The sequence below is a fragment of the Enterococcus sp. AAFC-DPL-5182 genome (assembly GCF_058216605.1).
Genome location: NZ_CM177101.1, coordinates 596,336 through 620,395, shown reverse-complemented (window position 1 = coordinate 620,395; position 24,060 = coordinate 596,336). Strand labels below are relative to the sequence as shown.

The following is a 24,060-nucleotide window of genomic DNA, read 5'->3' as shown; positions in this document are numbered from 1 at the left end:
TTATAACTCCTCATCGTCCACAATTTCAATGCTATCAAGAACCAAAGAACCTGCGGAAGTTAATTCTTTGACTTTTTCTGCTATACTACGAGCATTTTTCTCTTGGAGGATGTCACTTAATGGAACCTTCACCCCTGAGAATGTTGAAATGCCATTTGCTAAATGAACAGCTTTTAAAGAATGACCACCTAGTTCAAAGAAATCATCGTCGATTCCGACTTGTTCGATTTCTAAAATTTCTTCAAACAAATTACAAATCGTCGCTTCTAACTCATTTCTTGGTGCTTCATAAGAAATACTTGGATTCAGTTCTGGTTCAGGTAAATTTCGTTTGTCGATTTTCCCTGCTTTAGTGACAGGCAACTTATCCATAATCGTGATATAGCCTGGAATCATATAATCTGGTAATGTTTTTTTCAATTGCTCTTTCACTTCAAACGCAGTCATTTCTTCATTTGTTACAAGATATGCGCACAGTGCTAATTCATTGTTAATCGTTTTAGTAATCACACAGGCATCCCAAACACCTGGAATAAGTCCCAACTGATTTTCAATTTCACCTAGTTCAATTCTAAAACCACGTATTTTCACTTGTTCATCGATTCTTCCTACATATTGAATATTGCCATCTTCCTGCCACTTCACTAAATCACCGGTTCGATACATTTGCTCTGTTGGAATCACAGGATTTTGAACAAATTTTTCTGCAGTTGTCTTATGATTATTTAAATACGCCAAAGCTAAGTTATCACCACTTATACATAACTCTCCTAGCATACCTATTCCACAAATTTTCTCTTGGTGAAAGACAAATAATTTAGAATTGGCAATAGCACTGCCGATAGGAACAGATTTATACAATTGGTTTGACACTTGATAGGCAGAAGCACAGACAGTCGTTTCAGTTGGTCCATAAAGATTATAAAGAAGTGTCTTTCCTTTGGTCATTACCTGATAAAATTTCTCGACTAACGCCATCGTTGTCGCTTCCCCAGCAAGTCCGACCTTGCTTAGTTGATTGATTTCGTCTTGTCGACCATTTTCTTCTGCAAACTCTAATAACATTTTGAAAAGGGACGGTACTGTAATAAGGATTTTTTGATCTAGTTTTTTCAAGAAACGATCTGGATCATTTTTCACCTCATCCGATATAATCTCAAGCGTTCCACCAACTAGGCACCCTGCAAATAGTTCAAATACCGATCCATCAAAAATAAATGAAAATTGTTGTAAAATCGTCTGGTTTGAATCAAGATCAAAGTAATCTTTCTGCCAGTTGACCAAATTCATCAAAGAGGCATGACCTACAATGACTCCTTTAGGGTTACCCGTTGTTCCTGAAGTGTAAATGACATACGCATTATCTTCTGGTGTCAGCTCTGGCAACATGATTTGAGCGAATTCATCTGGCTCTAGTTCTTCAACTGTGTAGTTGATCACTTTTGCATCTAAGGATACGGCTCTCTCCGTTTGACCGTTCAATACAAGATTAATCTCGCTATCTTTCAAAATATAAGCGATTCTTTCTTCTGGTAAAGTTGGCGATAATGGAATATAAGCCGCGCCAGCTTTCATAATCCCATAAATTCCTACAACCATTTCGATTGTTCGGTCACAATATAAGCCGACAAAAGCTGTCTCTTGAACTCCCGTTGCAAGTATCCGTTTCGCCACTATCGTTGATTTTTCTTCTAATTGCGCGTACGTCAATTGCTCTTGTTCAAAAACAACAGCGACTTTATCTGGATGTTTTTGAGCTTGTGCTTTTAACGCTGCTAAAATCGTTGGATAGCTACTATTCTCTTGTTTTTCTGGGTTAAATACAGTGATTACCTGCTTTTGCTCCTCCTCATTTACTAAAGAAAAATCGCCACAGGTCAATGCTGGATTTTGAGCCAGCTCTTTCAACCCACAAATAATTCGAGATAAAATCAATTGCGCCTCAGTTTCCGTAAACAAACGCTCATCAAACATCAATTTGAAGCTCAGTTCATCTGCCGCACCAACACTCAATGAAATTGGATAACTTGTTTGCTCGCGATAATCTTCCATTTCACCTAGCAAACTGATTGCTTCATCTGCTTCTTGTACAGCATAATTTTCAAAAACTATAATTGTGTGAATCAATTCTTTTCCTAATAGTGTTCTATTTTGAATTTCAGATAATGAACAATACGTATGTTCATCGCTTTCGATCGATTGATTCTGAATCTCTTTGGCTAAGTGTACAAATGAATCTTTTTCATCGCTTTTAACTCTTACTGGTATTGCATTGATGAACAATCCAACAGCCTGTTCGATTCCCTCTAATTGTAAATTTCTACCAGAAACCATTTTACCGAAAACAGCGTCGTTTGTATGATTGTATCGTTGCAAAATGAGTCCCCAAAGCGTTTCGACAACTGTATTCATAGTTATGCTGTTTTCTTTGGCAAACGTTTGGATTCTAGATGTGTCTTCTTTTGAAAGTGAGTCAAAGATCGCTTTAACCTCAGCATTTTGATCGTTTTTAGGATACATTCCTGTAAAACTTGCTTGTGTTTCGTATTCTTCTAATAAGCTTTCCCAGTAATTTAAACTTGCTTCTTTATCTAGATCTGCAACTGTTCGTGCATAGTCCTCGTAGATTGTATCTGTTTCAGACTGAATTAAAACAATTGTGTCATCGTTATTTTGCAATGCCTCGTATATCTTCATCCAGTCATTTAAAACAATCGACAAACACCAGCCGTCCATAATAATATGATGGAAGGTAAAAATAAGGCGTTGTCCTGCCGGCATTTCCACGAGCGACACTCTAAAGAGAGCTTCTTTTTCTAGATCAAAACCTCTATTCACATCAGCGACTTTGTATTGAGCAAACTGTTCTTCAGCATTTGCCGCTTTAGAAAAATCATAACTTGAACATTCTAAGTCTCGATCTGAAAAAATGACTTGCCTTGGTTCTTTGATTTCTTTGTATAGTATATTGGTTTTTAATGCTGGATGCTTTTCAGCAAGGATACTCAAGCTTTTCTCTAACAATGGTTGATTCATTTGTGTATTTACTTCATAAGAACATTGGATCACATAACTTGTTGACGTTTCGTCAAGCAATTTATGATACAGTAGTCCTTCTTGCATCGATGTCAACGGAATGATTTTTTGGATTTTTCCACCTAATAATTCTTTAGCTCTTTGTTGAGCCAAATCAAATTCAGCTTGGTTCCATGAGAATTCGCCTAAATCAGAAGCGGTTTGTTGCGGTTCGGTTACACATTGACAATAGTCAATGATCGCTGACAGTTCTTTTTGATAACTATTACTGATAACGTCGATTTCTTTACTTGAAAGAATAGGTGTAGCGTAAACTAAATCAGTGATCAACTGATCATTTTGAATGTAGCAATTGACTGATAATGGACTACCAATTGTATTTTCTTTAGCACTATCATTCACATTGGCAATATCACTGATTGTAAATAATTGTGTATTGTCTTTACTGTTCCCTAATTCACCAAGATAATTAAATACCACATCGGTTTGTTGGGTTGTCAGTTTATCTGTATACGTCGCTAATAAACCATAACTCATTCCCTTATTCGGAATTTTTCTAATTGACTCTTTAACATTTTTGATTGTTGCCTCCAACGTTTCTTCTAACGTAACCATTAAAGGATACATGGATGTAAACCAACCGATTGTTCGATCTACAGAGCCCACTGATTCAAACAATTCGCGACCATGTCCTTCTAACGTAAAGGAAACACTGTTTTTATCAAAGATATTTCCTAGAGATTTTGCTAAAGCAGTTAATAGTAAGTCACTGATATCTGTAGAAAATGCCTTATTTGCCTCAAAACGAAGTTGCTTAGTTTCTTTTACACCTAATTCAAACGTAAACGTCTGACTTTGATTTGTTGGAATCGTCTGATCAAATAGACTTGTACTTGTTATTTTCTGATTGACTTCTTGCCAATAGTCTTCGTCTTTTTTTATTTCATAACGTTGCGTCAACTCTTTCAACCCTTCACTCCATGCTGGGTAAGAAGTCGTTTTTTGCGGCAATTGGCTAGTCTGATCATTCAGCAAACTTTCATAGCTTCGATTTAAATCCTCAATAAAAATTTGCCATGACACCGCGTCAACAATCAAATGATGCATTTGGACCCAAAGATACGATGTCTGTTTCGATTGAAAAACTAAAATTCTTAGTAATGGTGACTGATCAAAAGTAAACATTGCCTGAAATGGAGCACCGATCGTTTGAATTTCTTCCGTTGGTGTTGGTCCATCTTCCCTCAATTGGAAAGAATGAAAATCGTAATTTGCTTCTTGTTTCCATTCAAAAATCATTTGTTGCTTTTGCTTGACACCCATTCTTAGCATGTCATGATGTAAAACAAGTTCATCTATCGCTTTTTTCAATAGCGATTCATCTATCAACCCATTTATTTCTAAAATCAGTGACTGATTGAAATGTTCTGGGTTATTTAAATTACTTGAATAAAAGAACTGCTGTACTGGACTTTGAGGAACCACACCTGTTACTATTTCCTGATTCATTTTTTGAGTGATAACATGTATTTTTTTGATAATTTCTTTGATTGTACTAGCTTGCATGATCTCTTTTACAGTTAGTTGATAATCAAGTTCTCTCACTTTTGAAACGACCCGAATAGCTTTGATCGAATCCCCACCTAGTTCATAAAAACTATCCAAAAGGTTGATTTGCTCCAATTGCAAAATATCTTTCAATACAGTGGCAATCTGTTCTTCTTTCTCAGTCTTCGGTGCCAAAAACACTTTAGTTTTGGAAGTATCTGGTGTAGGTAACTGTTTTTCATCTAACTTCCCATTTGCAGTAATCGGCAATTTTTCTAAGAAACTAAAGTAATTCGGTACCATATAATCTGGTAATGATCGGCTTAAATAGTCTTTTAAATCATTTTCCGTTAATGAATGATCTGTTACTACATAGGCACACAGATAGTCTGTTCCTTTTTGTTCTTTTACAGTCACAGCAGCTGATAGTATTTCAGGTATTTGTAACAGAGTCTGTCTGATTTCAGCTAACTCCACACGAAATCCACGGATTTTCACTTGATTATCTATTCTTCCAAGGTAATCGATCGAGCCATCTGCTCTATATTTTCCTAAATCACCGGTTTTATAAATAACCTCTCCATCCAATGTTACGAATTGTTGAGCGGTCAATTCTGGTTGATTTAAGTAGCCTCTGGCAACACCAGCACCACCAATACATAATTCTCCTGGAATTCCGATCCCACAATATGTCTGATCGTTCATTACATAAACTTGTGCCTGATGAATGGATTTACCTATCAGTGTATCTTGACTATCCAGCTGATCAGGATATTGATAGTACGTTGCACACACAGTGCCTTCAGTTGGTCCATATAAATTCCGAATGATCGATAGTTTTTTCCCTGTAGTGTCGACAAATTGAGTAAGTAAATGATTGGTCACTTTTTCAGCCCCCACATAAACCGCTTCAATCGTTTCAAATGCTTTTTCACGTTTGTTTTCTTTTGTATAATTTAATAAAGCTTCTAAAAATGTCGGTACCATTAGGAAATGCGTCACATGATTTTTTTCAAATACATCTAGTAATTTGCCGAAATCCTCATGTTCTTCAGATGACATCATCTGTAACGAAGCACCTGAAAGTAAAGCTAGAAAAATTTCCCAAACTGATGCATCAAAAGTATAGATTGCCTTTTGCAAAATGGTACTTTTTCCTGAGACATTTCCTTCATTTCTTTGCCACTCTATCAAATTCATCAAAGAATGATTTTCTATCATGACACCTTTGGGCTTTCCTGTACTACCAGAAGTATAAATAATATAAGCAAGATCTGAGCCTTCGACTTGTTCTCGTTCAACCGATTCTTTTTGACAGTCCTCTGCATGAAGAATCATAGGCTCACAAACAAGTTCTCCAGAGACTCGTTTTTCAGTCCCAGCTGAACAAAGAACTGCTTTAGATCGACTATCTTCTATAATGTAGTTGATCCGTTCAATCGGTGTTGTCGGTGTAATCGGCAGATAAGCCGCCCCTGCTTTTAAAATACCTAATATACCGATCGTTAATTCTGTAGACTGTTCAACGATCAACGCCACAACATCATTTTTCCCGACACTTTTCTGCTTTAATTGTTGCGCTACAGCATTTGCTCGTTCATTCAACTGACTATATGTCAGTTTTTCTTCTAAATAATAAACAGCAGGTTTATCTGGATTTTTCATTACTTGTTCTTCAAAGCACTGAATTGGAGAAATAAAGGATTCTTGTACTATTAGGCTGTTTGGTTGATTGAATTCTTCTTTGATTTGCGTGATTTGACTTGCACTCAAATATTGCAGCTCACATACAGGTTGATTTGTTTGTGTTACTAAATTAGTCAGCAATACTTCAAAGTGATCAGCTAATCGTTGAATCGTTTCTTCTTTAAAAAGCATTGAATTATATTCCCAATTGATCGTGTAATCAGAAGCGTGCTCGATCAATGTGACCGTTAAATCAAATTTTGAGACTTCCAATTGAATTTGTTCTACTTTAGCAAGTTGACCACCTATATAAACCGTCTCATCATAGCCTACTTCATAGGAAAACATTACATCAAAAAGTGGATTTTTCGTTCCTAGCTCTGCAATTTTTTCATACGGATAATCTTGGTTCTCAAAGACATCTAGACTCTTATTTTTAATATCTTCTAAAATTTCAATGAAGTTTTTCTGATGATCGATCGTCCCTATGATCGGCAAGGTATTTACAAACATCCCTATCATTTCTTCTGCTGAAGGATGGTTTCTACCTTCAGCAGCTGTTCCAATGACTACACGTTCTTGACGGTTTAACTTGGTGAGAAAAATCATCAATGCCGATAAATAAACCATAAAACTGGTTGTCTGATTTTGCTTGTTTAGTCCATCGATTTTCTCTTTAATCGAAGCATCGATTTTCATTTCTACGTGATTGCCTTTAAAAGACTGCTTTTCATGCAGTTTAAAATCGACTGGTAACTCAGTTTCTGGCAAAAGCTCATTCAATTCTTCTTGCCAAAACTCTTCTTGATCGTCTAAATCCAAACTATTTTGCCAAGCTGAAAAATCTTTATAATGCAGCTCAATTGGCTCTAAAAGATTGCCGTCATAAAGCTCACTCAATTCTTCTAACAAAATACCTGTGGAAGCACCATCTGAAATAATATGATGGACATCTATCAGTAAAAGTGTACAGCCTTCTTGATCTTTTCCTAATCCTATCCGAATCAGAGGTGCCTGACTTAAATCAAACGGTCGCACAAATTTCTTAATCATTTCTTCTGAGGTGTATCCTTCAACGATTTCAACCCGATTTTTTTGAGGTGAATGAACTCGCTGTACAAATTTATCTTTTTCAATTGAAAAACTTGTCCGAAATGCTTCATGTCTTTCGCATAATTGATTAAATGCTTGATCCAAACGAGCATAATCCAACGCCTTTTCTACTTTCAAAATAATTGGCATGTTATAAGTGACACTAGAATTTTGTGATTGCTCAAGTGTATATATTCTTTTTTGATTGGAACTCATTAAATATTTTTTACTCATCTAAGCACTCCTCAGCAGCTTTTAATAACGGTTGAAAAACCTTTTTATTTTTCTTTTTAATGACTTTAGCAATGTTTTTTACGTTTTGTTCTTTCATAATATCTTTTAAAGACACCCGCAAATCAAATTCTTTTTCAATTCTTCTGGATAATTCAACAGCTTTGATCGAATAACCACCAAGTTCAAAGAAACTGTCCGTTATACCAATATCTTCTACATTCAAGACTTCTTTAAACAACGGCAATAATTTTGCTTCATCTTTTGTTTTTGGCGGAACAATGGTTGTATTATATTCAATCGGAATTTCCTGTAAGACTTTTTCATCCAATTTACCATTATGATTTTTTGGTAGTTCATCGATTTGTTTGATAAAGCTAGGAACCATATAATCTGGGAAAACATCTTTTAATTCTGCTGAAATCGTTGAACTATTCAGAACTGACTCACTGACTACATACGCGCATAATTGCGGATTTCCAAGACTTTCGTTGACAATCACCGCTGCACTTGAAATATTCGGCAATTTTAGTAGCCCTTTTTCGATTTCTTCAATTTCAATTCTAAATCCACGAATTTTAACTTGTTTGTCGATTCGACCAAGATAATGAACCTGACCATTTTCATCAATTTTCCCAAGATCTCCTGTTTTATATAACTGCTGATTAGAATCAATTGGACTTTGAATTAATTTCTCTTTAGTTAAACTTTCCGAGCCCAAATATTCTTTGAATACACCAATACCGCCAACACAAATTTCCCCTGCAACATCAATTCCGCACAAGTTGCCATCATTCATAATATAGACTTGAGTATTTCGCACGGGTTGCCCAATCGCTACTCGATTATTTAAGTCTTCTACACTCACTTCATGGAAGGTAGCACAAACAGTTGTTTCAGTTGGTCCATATAAATTCGTAATTTTAGATACATTACTTCTATTTTTAGTGACGTCTATATATTTTTCTAAAAGTTCTGTCGTTAAAGACTCCGCTCCTAGATAGATTTTTTCCAATCCATCCAAAGCATCCGTTACATTTTCGGCTCTCATATAGTCCAAAATAGAATCAAAAACAGTCGGAACCATCAAGGTATGTGTAACCTTTTTTTCTTGGATCAATTGCAGTAATTTTGTATAATCTTGGTTTTCATCATCTGTGAGCATTTGAAGTTTTACACCAGATAATGTTGCTAGAAAAATCTCCCACACAGATGCATCAAAAGAACAAGTCGCTTTTTGTAAAACAACGCTCTTGTCATTGATTTCACTCTGTTCTTTTTGCCACTCAATCAAGTTGACCAGACTATTGTGTTTGATTTTAACGCCTTTGGGTTGCCCCGTACTTCCTGATGTATAAATAATATACGCACAGTCATCTGCTGAACTTTCCACTGTTTGGTTTTCTTCTAGTCTCTCTTTTGGGGACACTAGGATTGTTTGGCGTTTTAATGAACTGGATGGTTCATTTGTTAAAATCACTTTTGTGTGACTGTTTTCTAAAATATAGTCGATTCTCTTAGATGGAAGCTCCACATCAATCGGTAAGTAGGCTGCACCGACCTTTAAAACACCATAGATTGCTGCAACAAATTCAATGGAGCGATGGAAAAGTAACCCAACTACATCATTTCTTTCAACTCCAGAAGCTTTTAACTTTTTAGCAACTGCATTCGCCATTTGATTTAATTCAGCATACGTGACTTCCATTCCCTCAATACCTACAGCAATTCTATTTGGATAATGCACTACATTTTCTTCAAACCATGAAATAACTGTTTCATGCTGCAATGGGGATTTTTCTTGCGTGTTGAACGTGTAACAAAGTTTTTCTTTTTCTGCTTTATCGATCATTGAAAGTTCAATTAATTTACTCTCTGGCTGTTCAAGTGCAGATTTGATCAACCTTACAAAGTGTTCTGATGTTTTTCTCATCGTTTCTTCTTTAAATAACTGAATGTTATAATCCCAATTGATCGAGACTGTCTCAGGATGTTCTTTGATGGTCAATGTTAAATCAAATTTCGCTGTATTATTAGGCAGCTCATAATAACTCATCTGAGCGTCACCTAAAGAATAGCTTTCATCCTCTAAATTTTCATAAGAGAACATTACGTCAAAAATGGGATTGCGCGTTTGATCTGGTTTAATAGCTAACTTCTCTACTAATTGCTCAAAGGGATAGTCCTGATTGTTGAACACTTCAAAGAAATTAGTCTGAACTTGTTTTATATAGTTCAAAAATGATACATCAGGCTCAACATCTTGCTTTAAAGCTACCGTATTTACGAACATGCCTAACATTTTCTCCACATCGGGATGAGTTCTACCCGAGATAGCCGTTCCTGTGATAATTTCTTCTTTCCTTGTATATCTTGAAAGTAATAAATTAAAGATTGCTGCGTAGAAAATATAGCTAGTTACGCCATTTTTCTTTCCAAAAGCTTGAATTTTTTCATTCAGTTGTTTAGGTAAGTCTATTGAGAAACTCTCCCCTACAAAACTTGCCTCAGATCCTCTAATAAAATCAGTTGGAAATTCGGTATTTAATTCTGCACCGTCTAATTGATCCAACCAGAATTTTTCTTGCTTTTGTAAATCCAACTGCTTATTCCAAGAACTATAATCTTTGTATTGAATAGCCGCCTCTTTTAATTCTTCGCCATTGTAGGCAGCCGCTAGTTCAGAAACAAACATCGGAATCGATTCTCCATCAAAAATAGCATGGTGAATATCTATAACAAAATAATGTTCATTTAACGAAGTAGAGAAAACATGTCCTCTAATTAGTGGCCCTTTATTTAAATCAAATGGCTGAATGAAATCAAAAATAGCTTGATTTAATGTTTCTTTTTCAACTGTAGAAGTAGACATTGGGATCTGTATTTGATCGGCGATAACCTGATGATAGGTTCCTTCCTTAAACGCAAAAGTTGTTCTTAAAATTTCATATTTTTGGCTTAGTTTTTGTAATGACTCTTTCAAGCCTTTAACTGAAATTGCACCTTCGATCGTTAATACAACTGGAATATTGTAGGTCGTATTATTCACTAACGTTTCTTCTACCAAAAGAATTCGACTTTGTGCAGGACTTGCCTCTAAGCTAGATCCTTTTGGAATCGGCTGATAGGTTTCTCCTTTTTGAAGTTTAAGCGCAATTTTCTCCACAGTCCGACCAGTCATTATTTCTTCCAAAGTTAGTTTTGTGCCTGTTTTTGCCGCTAATTGCCCTGACAATTGCATAACTTTCAATGAGTGACCACCTAAGGTAAAGAAGTCATCCGTAATACTGATTTGTGGTACATCTAAAATTTCAGCGAATGTTTCACAAACAATCCTTTCTGCTTCATTTCGAGGAGATACAAAATTCTGCATTTCTGGCATCTGAGGTTTAGGTAAAGATGATTTATCGATCTTTCCATTTTTATTCAGCTTAAATTTATCCACATCCATTAGCACTTTGGGTACCATATAATGCGGCAATTTCAACATCAACTCATGACGGATCGTTTCAAGGTCTATCACTTCTTCTAGTTGAACATAAGAGCAAATATCTTTTTGGCCATTTTCTTCAAAAATGATGGTTATGGCATTGCTAACATAAGGTAGTTGCTTGATGACGGTCGTGATTCCTTCTAATTCAATCCTGAATCCTCGGATTTTGACTTGATCATCTACTCTTCCTAGATAATCGATTGAACCATTTTCAAGCCACCGAACAAGGTCTCCTGTTTTGTATAAACGCTGATTTGATTCTGTCACAATGAACTTTTCATCGGTACTTTTCTCTAAATTCAAATAACCTGCAGCTAAACCATCTCCACCCAAATAAAGTTCTCCAGGAATTCCAATACCGCACAGTTGCTCCTCTTTCATTACATAAGCCGTTGTATTTGAGATCGGCTTTCCAATCGGCACGAGCGTTTCGATTTCGTAATCCAGATCTTCAAATAAAGAAAACGTCGTATTTTCAGTAGGTCCATAAATGTTGCAAATGCTAACAGTTGGATTATATTCTTTAAATCGTTTGATTGGTGCAGAAACAATTTTCTCACCACCAACTAAGATCCGATTTAAAGAATGAAACGCTTTAGGATGCATTTCAACAATATTGACGAATAAGGCAGTTGTAATAAATAAAGTATTGATTTTTTGGGATATGATCACGTCTTCTAATGATTCTGGGTCCAACAAGACATTAGAGGTCGTCATAAACAATCTTCCGCCATTTAGTAACGCACCCCAAATTTCAAATGTGCACGCATCAAACGTTAGTGAACCTGTTTGTAAAATGTGACTGTTTGTAAAATCGACATAATTCGTATTTCGAACCAAGCGAAGAATATTTTTATGTGTGATCATCACTCCTTTAGGTACACCAGTTGTACCAGAAGTATAGATGACATAGGCTAGATCATCTGCACTAACCGTAGGTAAATCTTGTCTATCATCACTTTCTTCAAATGCATCATTTGTGATTACCGTACAGTTTTCTATTACAGGATACTCTTGTAACTGCTGACCAAAATCACATAGAACTTTACATTTTGCATCATTGAGAATAAATTTGATTCGTTCTATTGGACTATTGCTATCAATTGGTAAATAGGCCCCACCAGCCTTCAAAATACCTAAAAATAGTACTATTGTTTCAACTTCCGGATCAGCTACTACAGCTACTAAATCGCCTTTAGCAATCCCTAGATTTTTTAATTTATACGCTAAATTTGTGGAAAGTATATCTAATTGCTCATACGTCAAAACTTGATTCTCAGATGCTATAGCAACTTGTTTATGATAAGTTGGTAAGATTTCATCAAATGCAGTTACGACCGAAACATCATTTGGATACTTAGTCGTAGTTTGATTAAAACCAGATACAATGAGTTTACGTTGCTCATCTGTAAGGAAATCAATGGTCGAGATTGGCTGCTGCGGTGATTGGATAGCCGCTTTCAACAATTGACAAAAATGAGTCAAAATATAGTCCACACCTTGTTTTGAATACTTGGAAACATCAAATAAAAGATTTACTGCGAAACGTTCACCATTTTGAATAGAGAGAGTCAAATCATAATTTGTTTCTTCTCTGATATCCTCTAGTAAAAACTGCGGTACTTCTATGTCAGACAACACATTTTCTTCATAATTTTCAAAAGCAACAATCGTTTGTACTAATTTATTTCCTAGTTCATTTTCATTTTGAATCTCGCTTAACGGATATAGATCATGGGCTCCACTTTGATTCAGTTGTGTCTGTAAATTAGTCACAATCGTTGTAAAATCAGCATTTTTTTCATTCTGTACTCGAACTGGAATCGTGTTGATAAACAACCCAACTTTATCTTCAATATTTGCAATTGGACTATTTCTTCCTGAAACTACTTGCCCAAAAACAACATCTTCAGTATTCGTATAATTTTGCAATAAAATACCCCAAGCTGATTCAAAAATAGTATTGACTGTTACGTTTAAAGATTTTGCTAAAATGCGGATTTGCTCACTTGTTTGACTATCTAGAACTTGTTTAATTTGATTGTTTTCTGTTTTAACAGTTTGTACAGCCGTTGGCAGGATACTTGCAACTGTGGTGTAATCTTCTAATAGAGTATGCCAATATTTTTTTGCCTCACGGGTATTCATTTCCGCTAAATATTTCACATGTTCTGCATGTGCATAATCTGGTTCAATCCCTTGTTTGATTGCTTCGCAGTCTTGACCTGCAAGCAATGATTTATAAAATTCTTGTAAATCATTCAGCAAAATGGCATTACACCAACCATCTAATATAATATGATGGAAGCTCATTAGCATCTTATAATTATCGGCCGCTACTTTTATGATCTTTATACGGAACAATGCATCTACTTCAAGATCAAACCCTCTTCGGATATTTTCTTGTTCGATATTCTTCATTGCATCTTCAATTATTAAAGTCCCAGTTAAATCAATACTTTCCACATCACAACTAGCATTTTGATGGATCACTTGTCTTGGAATACTGACATTTTTATAAATAACGTTTGTTCTTAAAACGCTATGTTTCTGTACTAATAAATGAAGTGCTTGCTTAAATTCTGTTATTTCAATGTTCCCTAGCTCATAGATTGCTTGGACAATATAGGCACTAGAATCGGCTTTTTCCTGTTCATGAAACAACAAACCTTCTTGAAGGGGAGTTAAAGGATAAATCTTTTCGATCTGATCATTACCTTTAGTAAAATTTGTCTCTACCTGTCTAAACTCTTCTTCGCTCCAATTCGTCTCGCCAAAATCTGATGCTGTTTTTTCAGGTACGACTTTTTTAAGACAATGATCGACAACCATTTTCAGTTCTGTTTCAAACAACGTTTTAAGTTCTTTGATCATTGTGTCATCACACATTGATTTATCGTAAATGAACACAAATGAAATGACCCCATTGTTCAAAGAACCATCTATAGAAATTGGCGTGCCAAAATGATTGTTTTCTGAAATCTGATAACCATACTCTACTGTCTTTATTTGAATATCATACTCTGAAGACTCTTGCTCAAAATCGCCCAGATAATTAAACGTCACTTCAGTCTGAACTCCTTCAAACTGCTCATCGTAACAATCTAAAACACTGTAACCCAAACCATGATTCGGGATACGACGCAGATTCTCCTTCACTCTTTTCAGATCATTTTGTAAACTACCACCGATTCCTGTACAAACTACTGGATAAATCGTTGTGAACCAGCCAATTGTTCGATCGATGTGAATTGGCTTATGAATCGGCTCACGACCATGACCTTCCATTCGTACACTAATTGTATCCGTGGCAGTCATTTTATTTATCGTTCTGAATAGAGCTGTTACTAACAAGTCGTTTATTTCTGTATTGTATGATTTATTAGAGTGTAAAATAAGATTTTCTGTTAGTTCTTTGGATAATGAAATCTCGTCAATGCCTGTTCCACGGTTATCTTGTGGTGCACATAAAGTAGTATTAGCTTGGGTTGCTAATTTACTGATTTTATTCCAATAAGGGCGTTCTTTTTCCAATGTTTCGGACGTACTAAATGCTTCTAATGACTCACACCATCTAGAAAATGATGCTGTTTTCATAGGTAATTCAATCGTTCTTTCTTCTAGAGATTGCCTATAGGCAGTATTGATATCTTCCACTAAAATACGCCAAGAAATACCATCCACTATTAAATGATGAACGATCAATGAGATATAGTCCATTTCTCTTGTATGAAAAACAACCACCTTAATCAAGGGGCCTTCAGTTAAGTTTAAAGTTGGCTGTATTTGGTCACTGATAGCTTCCATTTTTTCAAAAATAAGCGCCTCTTTTTCATTCATTAAATCGAAGGAAATCATCTCAAATAAATTTGAGCTGTCTTGCTCCTTAATTATTTGTTTCCCCTCTATATAAATCGCTCTCAGCAAGTCATGATGGTTACAAACCGCTAGTAAGGCTTTTTTCAAACTATCTATTTCTAGGTTTTTACATTCCAATAAAAATGTTTGATTAAAATGCTCCGGCACAGGCAGTTTACTGTTAAAGAAATAATTCTGAATTGGAGATAATGGTGTTTCGCCAACAATTATCGGCTCGTTTTGATCTTGCGACTCGATTTGGTTCAATCGCATGTGATTCGCAATATTTCCTAAGTTTTTCTCAGTCATAATCGTTGGAACACTTAAGTTATAGCCAATTTCTCGCAACTTTGAGACAATTCTGATAGCCTTGATCGAGTCTCCACCAATCTCGAAAAAGTTATGATTACATCCGATATTTTCGTTATTTAAAACAGTTGAAAACACAGAAATAAGTACACGTTCTTGTTCCGTTTTTGGTGCTACTATTTCTTTTGTCCTAACCGCCGATTCTTCTTCAATCATAGGCAATTTACTCTTATCTAATTTGCCATTATTATTTACAGGCAACTCATTGATTTTTATAAACCTTTTTGGAATCATGTATAGCGGTAGTTTTTTCTCTAAAAATTCTTTTAATTGTGTTTCTTGATACTCTGATTTAGATACATAATAGGCAACGATCTGATTTTTTTCAGAAACAATTACCGCTGCATCATCGATATTCGGATAGCTAGCTAACGTATTTTTAATTTCACTTAATTCGATTCGCAAGCCATTGATTTTAACTTGCTCATCAATTCGACCTAAATATTCTAAATTGCCATTATCTTGCCACTTTGCTAAATCCCCTGTTCTATAAATCTTTCCTGGCAGACCAAAACAGTTATCGACAAATTTCTCGTTGGTCAACTCTGGTCGATTCAGATATCCCCTAGCAACACCGACTCCTCCAATACACAATTCCCCAGGTTCATCAATCCCACACAACTTATCACCATCCATTATATAGATGGCGGCATTGTTGATACCTTTACCAATCGAAACAGTTGATTTATTGTCTAAATCAGCTAGATGAAAATAAGTAGCACCGATAGAAGCTTCTGTGGGCCCATAGAGATTATAAATGTTTTCTTTGGTTAAAGGCGTTAGTCTACAGATTTTGTTCACCAGTGATTCTTCTAATTTTTCACCAGCGATATATAACGTATTTAAACATGCTAAATAAGACTCTTTGTCGACTTCAACAGCATAATCTAAAAAGACAGAGAGAACCGTTGGGATCATCACCATATGTGTTACTTGATTTTTTTTAATAACTTCTAGTAACATGCTGAAATTGTTATTTTCTTGGTCAGTTAATAGTTGTAGCTTTGCTCCACCTAGAATCCCTAAGAAGATTTCTCCAACTGCGGCATCAAAAGAACAAGTAGCTTTTTGAAGCATTACACTTTTTTCATCAAATTTTGCTGTTCCAAGTTTCCATTTGACAAAATTTACTAATCCTTTATGCTCGATCATAACGCCTTTGGGATTTCCTGTTGTTCCAGAGGTATAAATAACATAAGCTAATTGATTTGGGGAATAAGTTACATTGACTTTCTCTTCACTTATATTGGTAAAGTTTGGACAAATCATTTTTTTATTTAATCGGTTTTCCCACTTTTCTCTCGAGCTTATATCTGTTATTACTTGTTTCACATTGCTATCTTCGATTATATATTTGATTCGTTCTTCAGGATTTTCAGAATCTATCGGCAAAAACGCAGCACCTGATTTTAAAATCCCCAATATCGTCACAACTAATTCAATGGAACGATTTAAAATAACACCAATCAAATCTTCTTTTTCGATACCTGCTTGTACTAAAGTTTTTGCAATGTGATTTGCTCTTTGATTCAGTTGTTCATATGTCAGAGTCTCACCACTGATACCAACAGCTGTTCTTTGTGGATAGTGTTGAACTACCTCTTCAAACCAGCTAACTAAATCCACTTCATCATAGGTTGTATCTCTGTTCGAATTAAACGTATGAACGACTTTTTCATATTCATCCTTTTCCAATTGATTAATTAATGTATTCTCCAACGTATAACCCACTCCATTTTGTTATATTAAAAAACAAGCTAAATATTTTTATATTCTTTTGATAACTCTCCTTGAATTAAAAATATTGAATATTCACTTGTTTTAATTCAAAGTCTATTAAATATTTCACTAAATGTCAAATTGATTTTTATCATAAAAAAACAAATACTTTAATTTTATTTTTTATTTTATAATGTAATATTTTAAATTTCATAACTTGTGTAAATAAATACTACATAAAGCAGCAAAAAATAGAGTTGACTTTTTCCAAAATGTAAAATATACTTACGATGTTTTAACTATTCTATTTACTACTATTTGTGGGGGCGCTATGCTAATTACACATTTACTAAAACTAGATCATTCATTAAACTCAGATACTTGGAACAACTGGTATCATTCACTTGAATCTGAGAGACAAAATAAAATAGATAATTTAAGATTCCCTGATGATCAGCTCCGCTCACTTACAGCTGGAGTTCTTTTACAATCGATGTTGTTCAATTATTGTCAACTGCCACCTGATGAGCTATTTTTTTCAACTTCTAAACAAGGAAAACCATTTTTGGCATCCCATCCAGATATTTTTTTTAATTTAACTCATTCTGGTGAGTATGTTTGTTGTTCAGTAAGCACTGCTCCAGTTGGGATAGACATTGAGCAAATGGAGAGCATTGATGTTAACGGTATCGCTCGTTTTTTTTCTATTCACGAGCAAAAGTACATACACTCTAGACAAACCAAGACGGAACAATTAGATGCCTTTTATTCAATTTGGACACTAAAAGAAGCTTTCAGTAAAACAGTTGGTCACGGTCTATCCCTGCCAATGGATACCTATCATTTTATCTTGAATGGAGAGTCAATTTCTCTGTCAACACAAATAAAAAATGATTATCAATTTTACTCTCGCATCATTGATAATCATTATAAATTTGCTCTTTCTTCATCCATACTTTCCAAAAATGTTGAAAAACATTTAACGCTAACTGAACTTGTTAAAACTGTTTCTTTGTAAATAAAAAGAGATTGAGCCATAACTTTTCAGTTATCACTCAATCAATTAAAAAATGGATTAAACCTTGGAATTATATTGCCTTATTAGTGATCTTTATTCAGCATTCAAATCTGATTTTTTTCAAGTTGTCCTCATTGATTGAAATTTTTAAACGAATTTTTTGAAAAGTAACTCACTAAGAGCATAACTAATCCCGTAAATATAAACAGTATGTAGACTGAATTTGAAAAAATATCGAATAATAAACCATAAACTGCTTGAGACAACGGCTGCGCACATAAACTTAAAGTGGTTACATAGGACATGACTTTTCCAACTAACTGAACTGGGGTGTTTGCTTGGATATTTGAAATAACAAAAATAGAAAATAATGTAAACAAAGCTTGTAAAAGCATGATTACAAAAGTAAACAACGTAAAGGTTACTGCAGCAGGCATATCAATCATAAAGATGACGCCCATAACAAGAACCAAAAGACTCGATGCCCCCACAATCAAGTAGCTATTTTTCATGTTCAATTTTTTTGAAAGTAATCCAACCATAACAGCTCCAGCAATTCCAGCCAGAGAAATCATGCCTTGGTTGATTCCTAAATACTGACTGTTAAGACCTAAAACAATTCTAATGATATATGGAATTCCAACAAATAATAGTCCTGAAATGAAAAAGCTAATAGCACCTAAAACAACGATTATTTTTACTATCGCAGGCTCTTCTTTCCGAATAAACAACCAACTTTCTTTCAAATCTCTGATAACAGTTGCAATTGCCCCATGTTCAAATTTGACAGCTAATATCGGGATTCTAATAAAACACTCAATTAAAGCAGCTCCAAAAAATAAGATAAAGCAAATAACGAATATCCATTCAATCTTCACCAAACTATATAAAAAACCCGCTAGTATTGGTCCAACAAAATTAGCAAACAGCTGAATTTGATTGACAACTGAGTTGGCTTTTAATAAGTTATCTTCTTTAAATAATAACGGCATACTTGACTGAACAATTGGCGTTTCAAAGGCTGACACTACAGACATCAGCAATAAGCATATGGCAACAATAGCTATATTTGCTCTTGATACCACCGCTAAGTAAACCAAAATCGCAATACAAGCATACAAGCCATCCATGATGACCATCATATTTTTCTTGTTGAAATTATCTGCTAACACACCACCGATTGGTGAAAAGATAATGGTCGGGATTATTGATACAGCTAAAAGTGTTCCAAATAAGGCTGCTGACTTCGTTAAATCTAAAATATACAGTGATAGAGCAAACTTCATCACAGAGTTTGCTAAAACTGAGAGTGTCTGTCCCATAATAATGTAAGCAAAATTTCTATTCCAAATCACATGCTTTTCAATTTCCATTTTTTTCCTCCTACTATTTAAACGCTAAATAAGCTTATTTAGCTCTAACTGAAAATAGAAAAACTGAATGAGTGGTGTTCCCCCTCATTCAGTTTTCATTTGTTGTGAAGTCTTACTCGAAAATATTAACGCTTCTTTTTAACGTTTTCTATTTACTAATAAAAAATTAGCTCCAGCCAAAATGCCTGGTATTAAAAAGGCTACTGAGAATTTTAAACAAACAAGACTAGCTATCATAATAAGTAGGCTAATAACAGAATATTTGTTTGTTACTCTTGGTAACTTCACTTTTACACCTAAACTTTGTCCGATATTTTCAAAAAAGCGCGTCATTTGTTCCATTATAAATCAGTCCTCTCTGTTTATAGTAAACTCGTTAACAGTTGTGCGCCTTGGGCCAACACAATGACGATGCCGCCCCAGATCAAAACTTTAGAAATATTTTTATTTTTAAGCTTATTTCTCTTTCCTAAAATCAATCCAATAATGAGCAGCACAATTCCTAGAATAATGGTTCCGATCCATACGTATATTAAAACCGATTGATCTGGAATTTTGATGAATGAATTATCTAAAAGTTTATTTGGCATGATGTATATCTCCTTTTAATTTAAATTTCTTTGACTAACATTGAGCGATAGGTCATGATCATTAAAATCACACTCACTGCACCTAAAAATAATGACACAATAGGAATGCCTAATAACCCAGTTGGTGATGCTTGGGAATTAGAACCAATCACTACAATCACTAATGATGAAACAACTGTTGCAATAACCGAAACGTTTCTCATTCCAATAAATAAAGGCAAAAAGCCTAGACAAATATTTGAAATAAGTACGATCATTAAAGACCACAAACTTTCTGAAACAAAGGTAACAAATGCCAATCGTTGACTTAATAAATAAATGCTAACTTCTTGAAATAGAGTTGAAAATACAGCAAATGCTGCAGTTAACAGAAAGATAAGTAAAAATTTAACTAAAATCAATTGTTTTTTACTATACGGATAAGTAAAAAGTACTGTGATCGTTTTTGTTTTATATTCTTCAATAATGATTTGAACAATTAGAATTGCTTGCCAAACGATCAAGACTGCTCGCGTAATCAACAAGGCTAATTCTGATGTTGTCAGTTGAACTGCTACACCTGTTGGATTTACTTCACTTGATGGATCAGCTAACAATGTTGATGTAAAAATGGAAAGTAGTAATACGATGCTATTCATCACGACCAGAGAAATAATCTGGCTTTTTAAATTTATTTTCTTTAATTCGATTTTCAACAATTTAATCATGCACTCGCTCCTTCTTTAACTAAGGATAAGTAATACTCTTCAATCTCTAGATCCATCTCTTCTAAAGCTCGCTTACTGATTTCTTTGATCAATTTTCCTTTTGCCACGATTCCAATCATATCAGCGATTTTAAACACTTCAATCAGAATATGACTAGAAATCAAAACTGTCGTTCCATACGTTTGATTAATAGTTAAAATCAAGTTTCTGAAATCAATAATCCCTTCTGGATCTAGCCCATTAATCGGTTCATCTAAGATCAATAGCTCGGGTTCATTTAAAAGCGCTCTTCCTAAGCCTAAACGCTGTTTCATTCCTAATGACAGCTGATCGATCATCTTCTCCTTTTCATTGAATAGTCCAACATCTTGTAGGACTCTGTCTATATTACTTTTAAACTGTTCTCCCATGTAATCGCAATGAAGCAACAAATTTTCTTCCACGGTCATATTCTCATAGAAGACAGGTGTTTCGATGATACTGCCTAGTTTTTTGTATTGCTCCACCGATTGAGGCATTTTCTCATTGAAGAGAGAGATTTCTCCACTATCGGGTTTTACAAGATCAAAAATCGACTTGATGATTGTCGTTTTACCAGCGCCATTTGCACCTAACAAACCGTAGATTGTCCCTTTTTTTAATGAAAGTGATACATTGTCTAAAACAAGTTGCTCGCCAAATGACTTCGTCAACTTTTGAATTTCCAACACATTAGTCAATAAAAATTTCACTCTTTTCTTTTTTGAATATTTTATTATGAATATTCATAACTTTATATTCACATATTAATGCTTGTAATTCGTTCTGTCAAGTGTTTATAACATTTTTGTTATTATGTGTTGATTTTTTACTAGACTTACGGATTGTGCTTACGATAAAAACTTGACAAATATTTTATTTAAACTACAATTATGAATATTAAGATAAATATATTCAAAGTCAGAAAGTAGGCTACTAATGAAAACAGGCACTAAGGGATTTTCAGAAGAAAAAAGAGCAGAATTAAGAAGTACTCTATGTATGGAATGTGAAAAAAGCTGGGGAACTAATGGATATAAGAAGACGAATATTGCCGAATTAACGTCTAAAGCCTCTATTTCTACCGGTGCATTTTACTTACTATATGGAACAAAAGAAGACTTATTTGTAGATACATTGGACAGAGTACAAAATCGTTTAAAAACAAATTGGCGTAACATTTTAAATGCCTCACCTTCGAAAAAAGGTTTTGTCGAAGCAATGAAATTCTTATTCAGAGAATACAAAAATTCACCTTTTCTTTATGACTTCTCAAACCCTGATTTTTTAGCCTTTATTGGTAAACTACCACCAAATCTCATTACTGAGCTTGAAACGGACAACTGGAAATTTTTTGAAGAGGCACTACACATTGCCAATTTAGAACTTAAAGTGAGTGAAAAAAAAGCCTTTGAAATTATCAATACTCTGTTAAGTATTATTATTATTCGTGATAGAGTAACAGATGATTTCGAGAGTATTTTTGAGTTTATTTTAGACTCTACTATTGATAATGTGATTGAATAACTATACGACAGGAGGAATAACTATGTTATCTGAAATTAATTCTACTTTAAACAAGGTCAATGACTCATTAAATGTAAATGTTGCTTTGCCTACACCAAACAATGAACGTTTAGCTAAAGCTTCCGCTGTCAATTTATTACTAGGGACAACAGCAATTTGCTATGGTTTGATAGCAAAAAAGAAAAGTTATTGCTTGATGGGTGGACTTTCTGTATTGTCGGCTTGGTTCCTAAATGAAGAAATTGACTCAACAAAATGATTTTTCCTTTTATTGCTAGCTACCTGCTTAAAGTAAAACGATTGACTTAAAACATATCCTGTTTTAAGTCAATCATTTTTTTATTATTTCCGCTTTTCTAGACGGTAAAGGTTTGATTTTTTTTAATGATTTCTTGATACCAACTAAAGGATTTTTTCTTTTTCCTTTCTAAAGTTCCAGTTTGATCATCATTTTTGTCTACGTAGATGAAACCATATCTTTTTTTCATTTCACCAGTCGTTGCACTAACTAGATCAATTGGTCCCCACATTAAATAACCGAAACAATCAACATAGTCTTCAACAATTGCTTTTTCCATTTGTTCTAGGTGTTTTTGTACATACTCTATCCGATAATCATCTTGAATTGAACCATCTGTTTCTAATTGATCTACGGCACCTAAACCATTTTCAGTAATAATGATCGGTAGTCCATAGCGCCTATAGACGTAGTTTAATGTATAACGTAATCCAATCGGATCAATCGCCCAGCCCCATTTACTTTGTTGGAGATGAGGATTTTGGACACCACCGAATAAAGTTTCTTCGTTGGTTTCATCACCTTCATAATGCGCCACACTGGAAGAATAATAGTTTAAGCCAATAAAGTCTAGTTTTCCCTCTTTAAATGCGAGCTGATCTTCTTTTGAGACCTTTAAGTCGATTCCTTGTGCTTGGTATTCTTTCAATTTGTATTCTGGAAATTTCCCCATACACATGGCATCTATTTGATAAAATTCGCGATCGGTTTCTTTCAATGAATTCATGACATTTTGCGGGTCACAATTTAAAGGATACGCGGGAGTTAAACCAAAGACACACCCAATTTGGTTGGCAGAATCGACCGTCCGTGCTAGCTTAACAGCTTTTACACTTGCTAGTGTCATATTATAGCTAATCGTTGCCAATGTCTGTTTTTTGTTTTCCATCTCTGTATATTTCAAGCCTGCAATAATGTACGTAAAAATATCTGATGCTTCTGTTTGTGGATCGATATGATTCATCTCGTTAAACGTTACCCAGTAGCGCACTTTTCCTTTCAACGCTTCAAACATTGTTTGACAATACTTTAAATAAAAATCGATCACCTTTGGATTAGTCCATGAACCATATTCTCTCACTAAGTGCACAGGCATCTCAAAATGATACAAGGTCACGATCGGTTCAATATTGTTTTTTAGTAACTCATCAACCACATTTTGATAAAACTGAATGCCTAATGAATTTGGTTCTTGTTCGTCTCCTTTAGGGTAAATTCTTGACCAGTCAATTGAAATACGTAGGGCTTTAAACCCCATTTCAGCAAATAGCGCAATATCTTCTTTATATCTATGATAAAAATCGATCCCATCATGAGAAGGATAATATTTACCAGTGTCGATCGTTTTGCAGATTTCCCGCGGTTTGTCATAGGTTCCTTGTGTAACAAGATCCATGATCGCTACACCTTTGCCGTCTTGATCCCAAGCACCTTCACATTGATGGGCTGCAATACTGCCGCCCCATAAAAATTCATTTTTTTTCATTTCAAACGCTC

The 24,060-nt window shown here is 34.7% G+C and carries 11 protein-coding genes; 3 read left to right on the top strand and 8 right to left on the bottom strand.

What is annotated here, in order from left to right; all coding sequences use genetic code 11:
• Positions 1–7,596 carry an amino acid adenylation domain-containing protein gene (locus tag AC4BB7_RS02835; protein ID WP_490484353.1) on the bottom strand — a complete coding sequence of 2,532 codons (7,596 nt, stop codon included), beginning with the start codon at positions 7,594–7,596 and terminating at the stop codon, positions 1–3.
• Positions 7,589–17,032 (bottom strand): amino acid adenylation domain-containing protein, encoded by a 9,444-nt coding sequence (locus AC4BB7_RS02830; RefSeq protein ID WP_490484352.1) that lies wholly within the window; start codon positions 17,030–17,032, stop codon positions 7,589–7,591. Before AC4BB7_RS02830 ends, AC4BB7_RS02835 begins: the two co-directional genes overlap by 8 nt.
• A 331-nt stretch (positions 17,033–17,363) precedes the next feature.
• Here AC4BB7_RS02830 and AC4BB7_RS02825 point away from each other — a divergent pair, with 331 nt between their 5' ends.
• Complete coding sequence (locus AC4BB7_RS02825) at positions 17,364–18,050, top strand: 4'-phosphopantetheinyl transferase family protein (protein ID WP_086315417.1); 687 nt, start codon at positions 17,364–17,366, stop codon at positions 18,048–18,050.
• 131 nt (positions 18,051–18,181) lie between these two features.
• Here AC4BB7_RS02825 and AC4BB7_RS02820 read toward each other — a convergent pair whose 3' ends face one another.
• The 5 genes from AC4BB7_RS02820 to AC4BB7_RS02800 all read right to left on the bottom strand — a co-directional run bounded on the left by AC4BB7_RS02820 (position 18,182) and on the right by AC4BB7_RS02800 (position 21,430).
• The gene (locus tag AC4BB7_RS02820) at positions 18,182–19,423 is read right to left on the bottom strand and encodes an MFS transporter (RefSeq protein WP_490484351.1); all 1,242 of its coding nucleotides are present in this window, start codon (positions 19,421–19,423) and stop codon (positions 18,182–18,184) included.
• A 138-nt stretch (positions 19,424–19,561) separates the two neighbouring features.
• Complete coding sequence (locus tag AC4BB7_RS02815; RefSeq protein ID WP_490484350.1) at positions 19,562–19,765, bottom strand: hypothetical protein; 204 nt, start codon at positions 19,763–19,765, stop codon at positions 19,562–19,564.
• A 20-nt stretch (positions 19,766–19,785) separates the two neighbouring features.
• Positions 19,786–20,013: a hypothetical protein gene (locus AC4BB7_RS02810; protein ID WP_086315414.1), complete on the bottom strand. Its 228-nt coding sequence runs from the start codon at positions 20,011–20,013 to the stop codon at positions 19,786–19,788.
• Positions 20,014–20,033: 20 nt separating this feature from the next.
• Complete coding sequence (locus tag AC4BB7_RS02805) at positions 20,034–20,720, bottom strand: ABC transporter permease (protein ID WP_490484349.1); 687 nt, start codon at positions 20,718–20,720, stop codon at positions 20,034–20,036.
• On the bottom strand, positions 20,717–21,430 hold the full coding sequence (locus tag AC4BB7_RS02800) for an ABC transporter ATP-binding protein (RefSeq protein WP_490485111.1): 714 nt from the start codon (positions 21,428–21,430) through the stop codon (positions 20,717–20,719). Before AC4BB7_RS02800 ends, AC4BB7_RS02805 begins: the two co-directional genes overlap by 4 nt.
• A gap of 247 nt (positions 21,431–21,677) precedes the next feature.
• On the opposite strand from AC4BB7_RS02800, the gene AC4BB7_RS02795 reads away from it, so the two are divergent.
• Together AC4BB7_RS02795 and AC4BB7_RS02790 are read left to right on the top strand one after the other, a co-directional pair.
• Positions 21,678–22,265, top strand: a complete 588-nt coding sequence (locus tag AC4BB7_RS02795) for a TetR/AcrR family transcriptional regulator (RefSeq protein ID WP_086315411.1) — start codon at positions 21,678–21,680, stop codon at positions 22,263–22,265.
• Between the two features lie 22 nt (positions 22,266–22,287).
• Positions 22,288–22,524 (top strand): hypothetical protein, encoded by a 237-nt coding sequence (locus AC4BB7_RS02790; protein ID WP_490484348.1) that lies wholly within the window; start codon positions 22,288–22,290, stop codon positions 22,522–22,524.
• A gap of 97 nt (positions 22,525–22,621) precedes the next feature.
• On the opposite strand, the gene AC4BB7_RS02785 is transcribed toward AC4BB7_RS02790, so the two are convergent.
• Positions 22,622–24,049, bottom strand: coding sequence for a family 1 glycosylhydrolase (locus tag AC4BB7_RS02785; protein ID WP_490484347.1), 1,428 nt, complete (start codon positions 24,047–24,049; stop codon positions 22,622–22,624).
• Between the last annotated feature and the right edge of the window lie 11 nt (positions 24,050–24,060).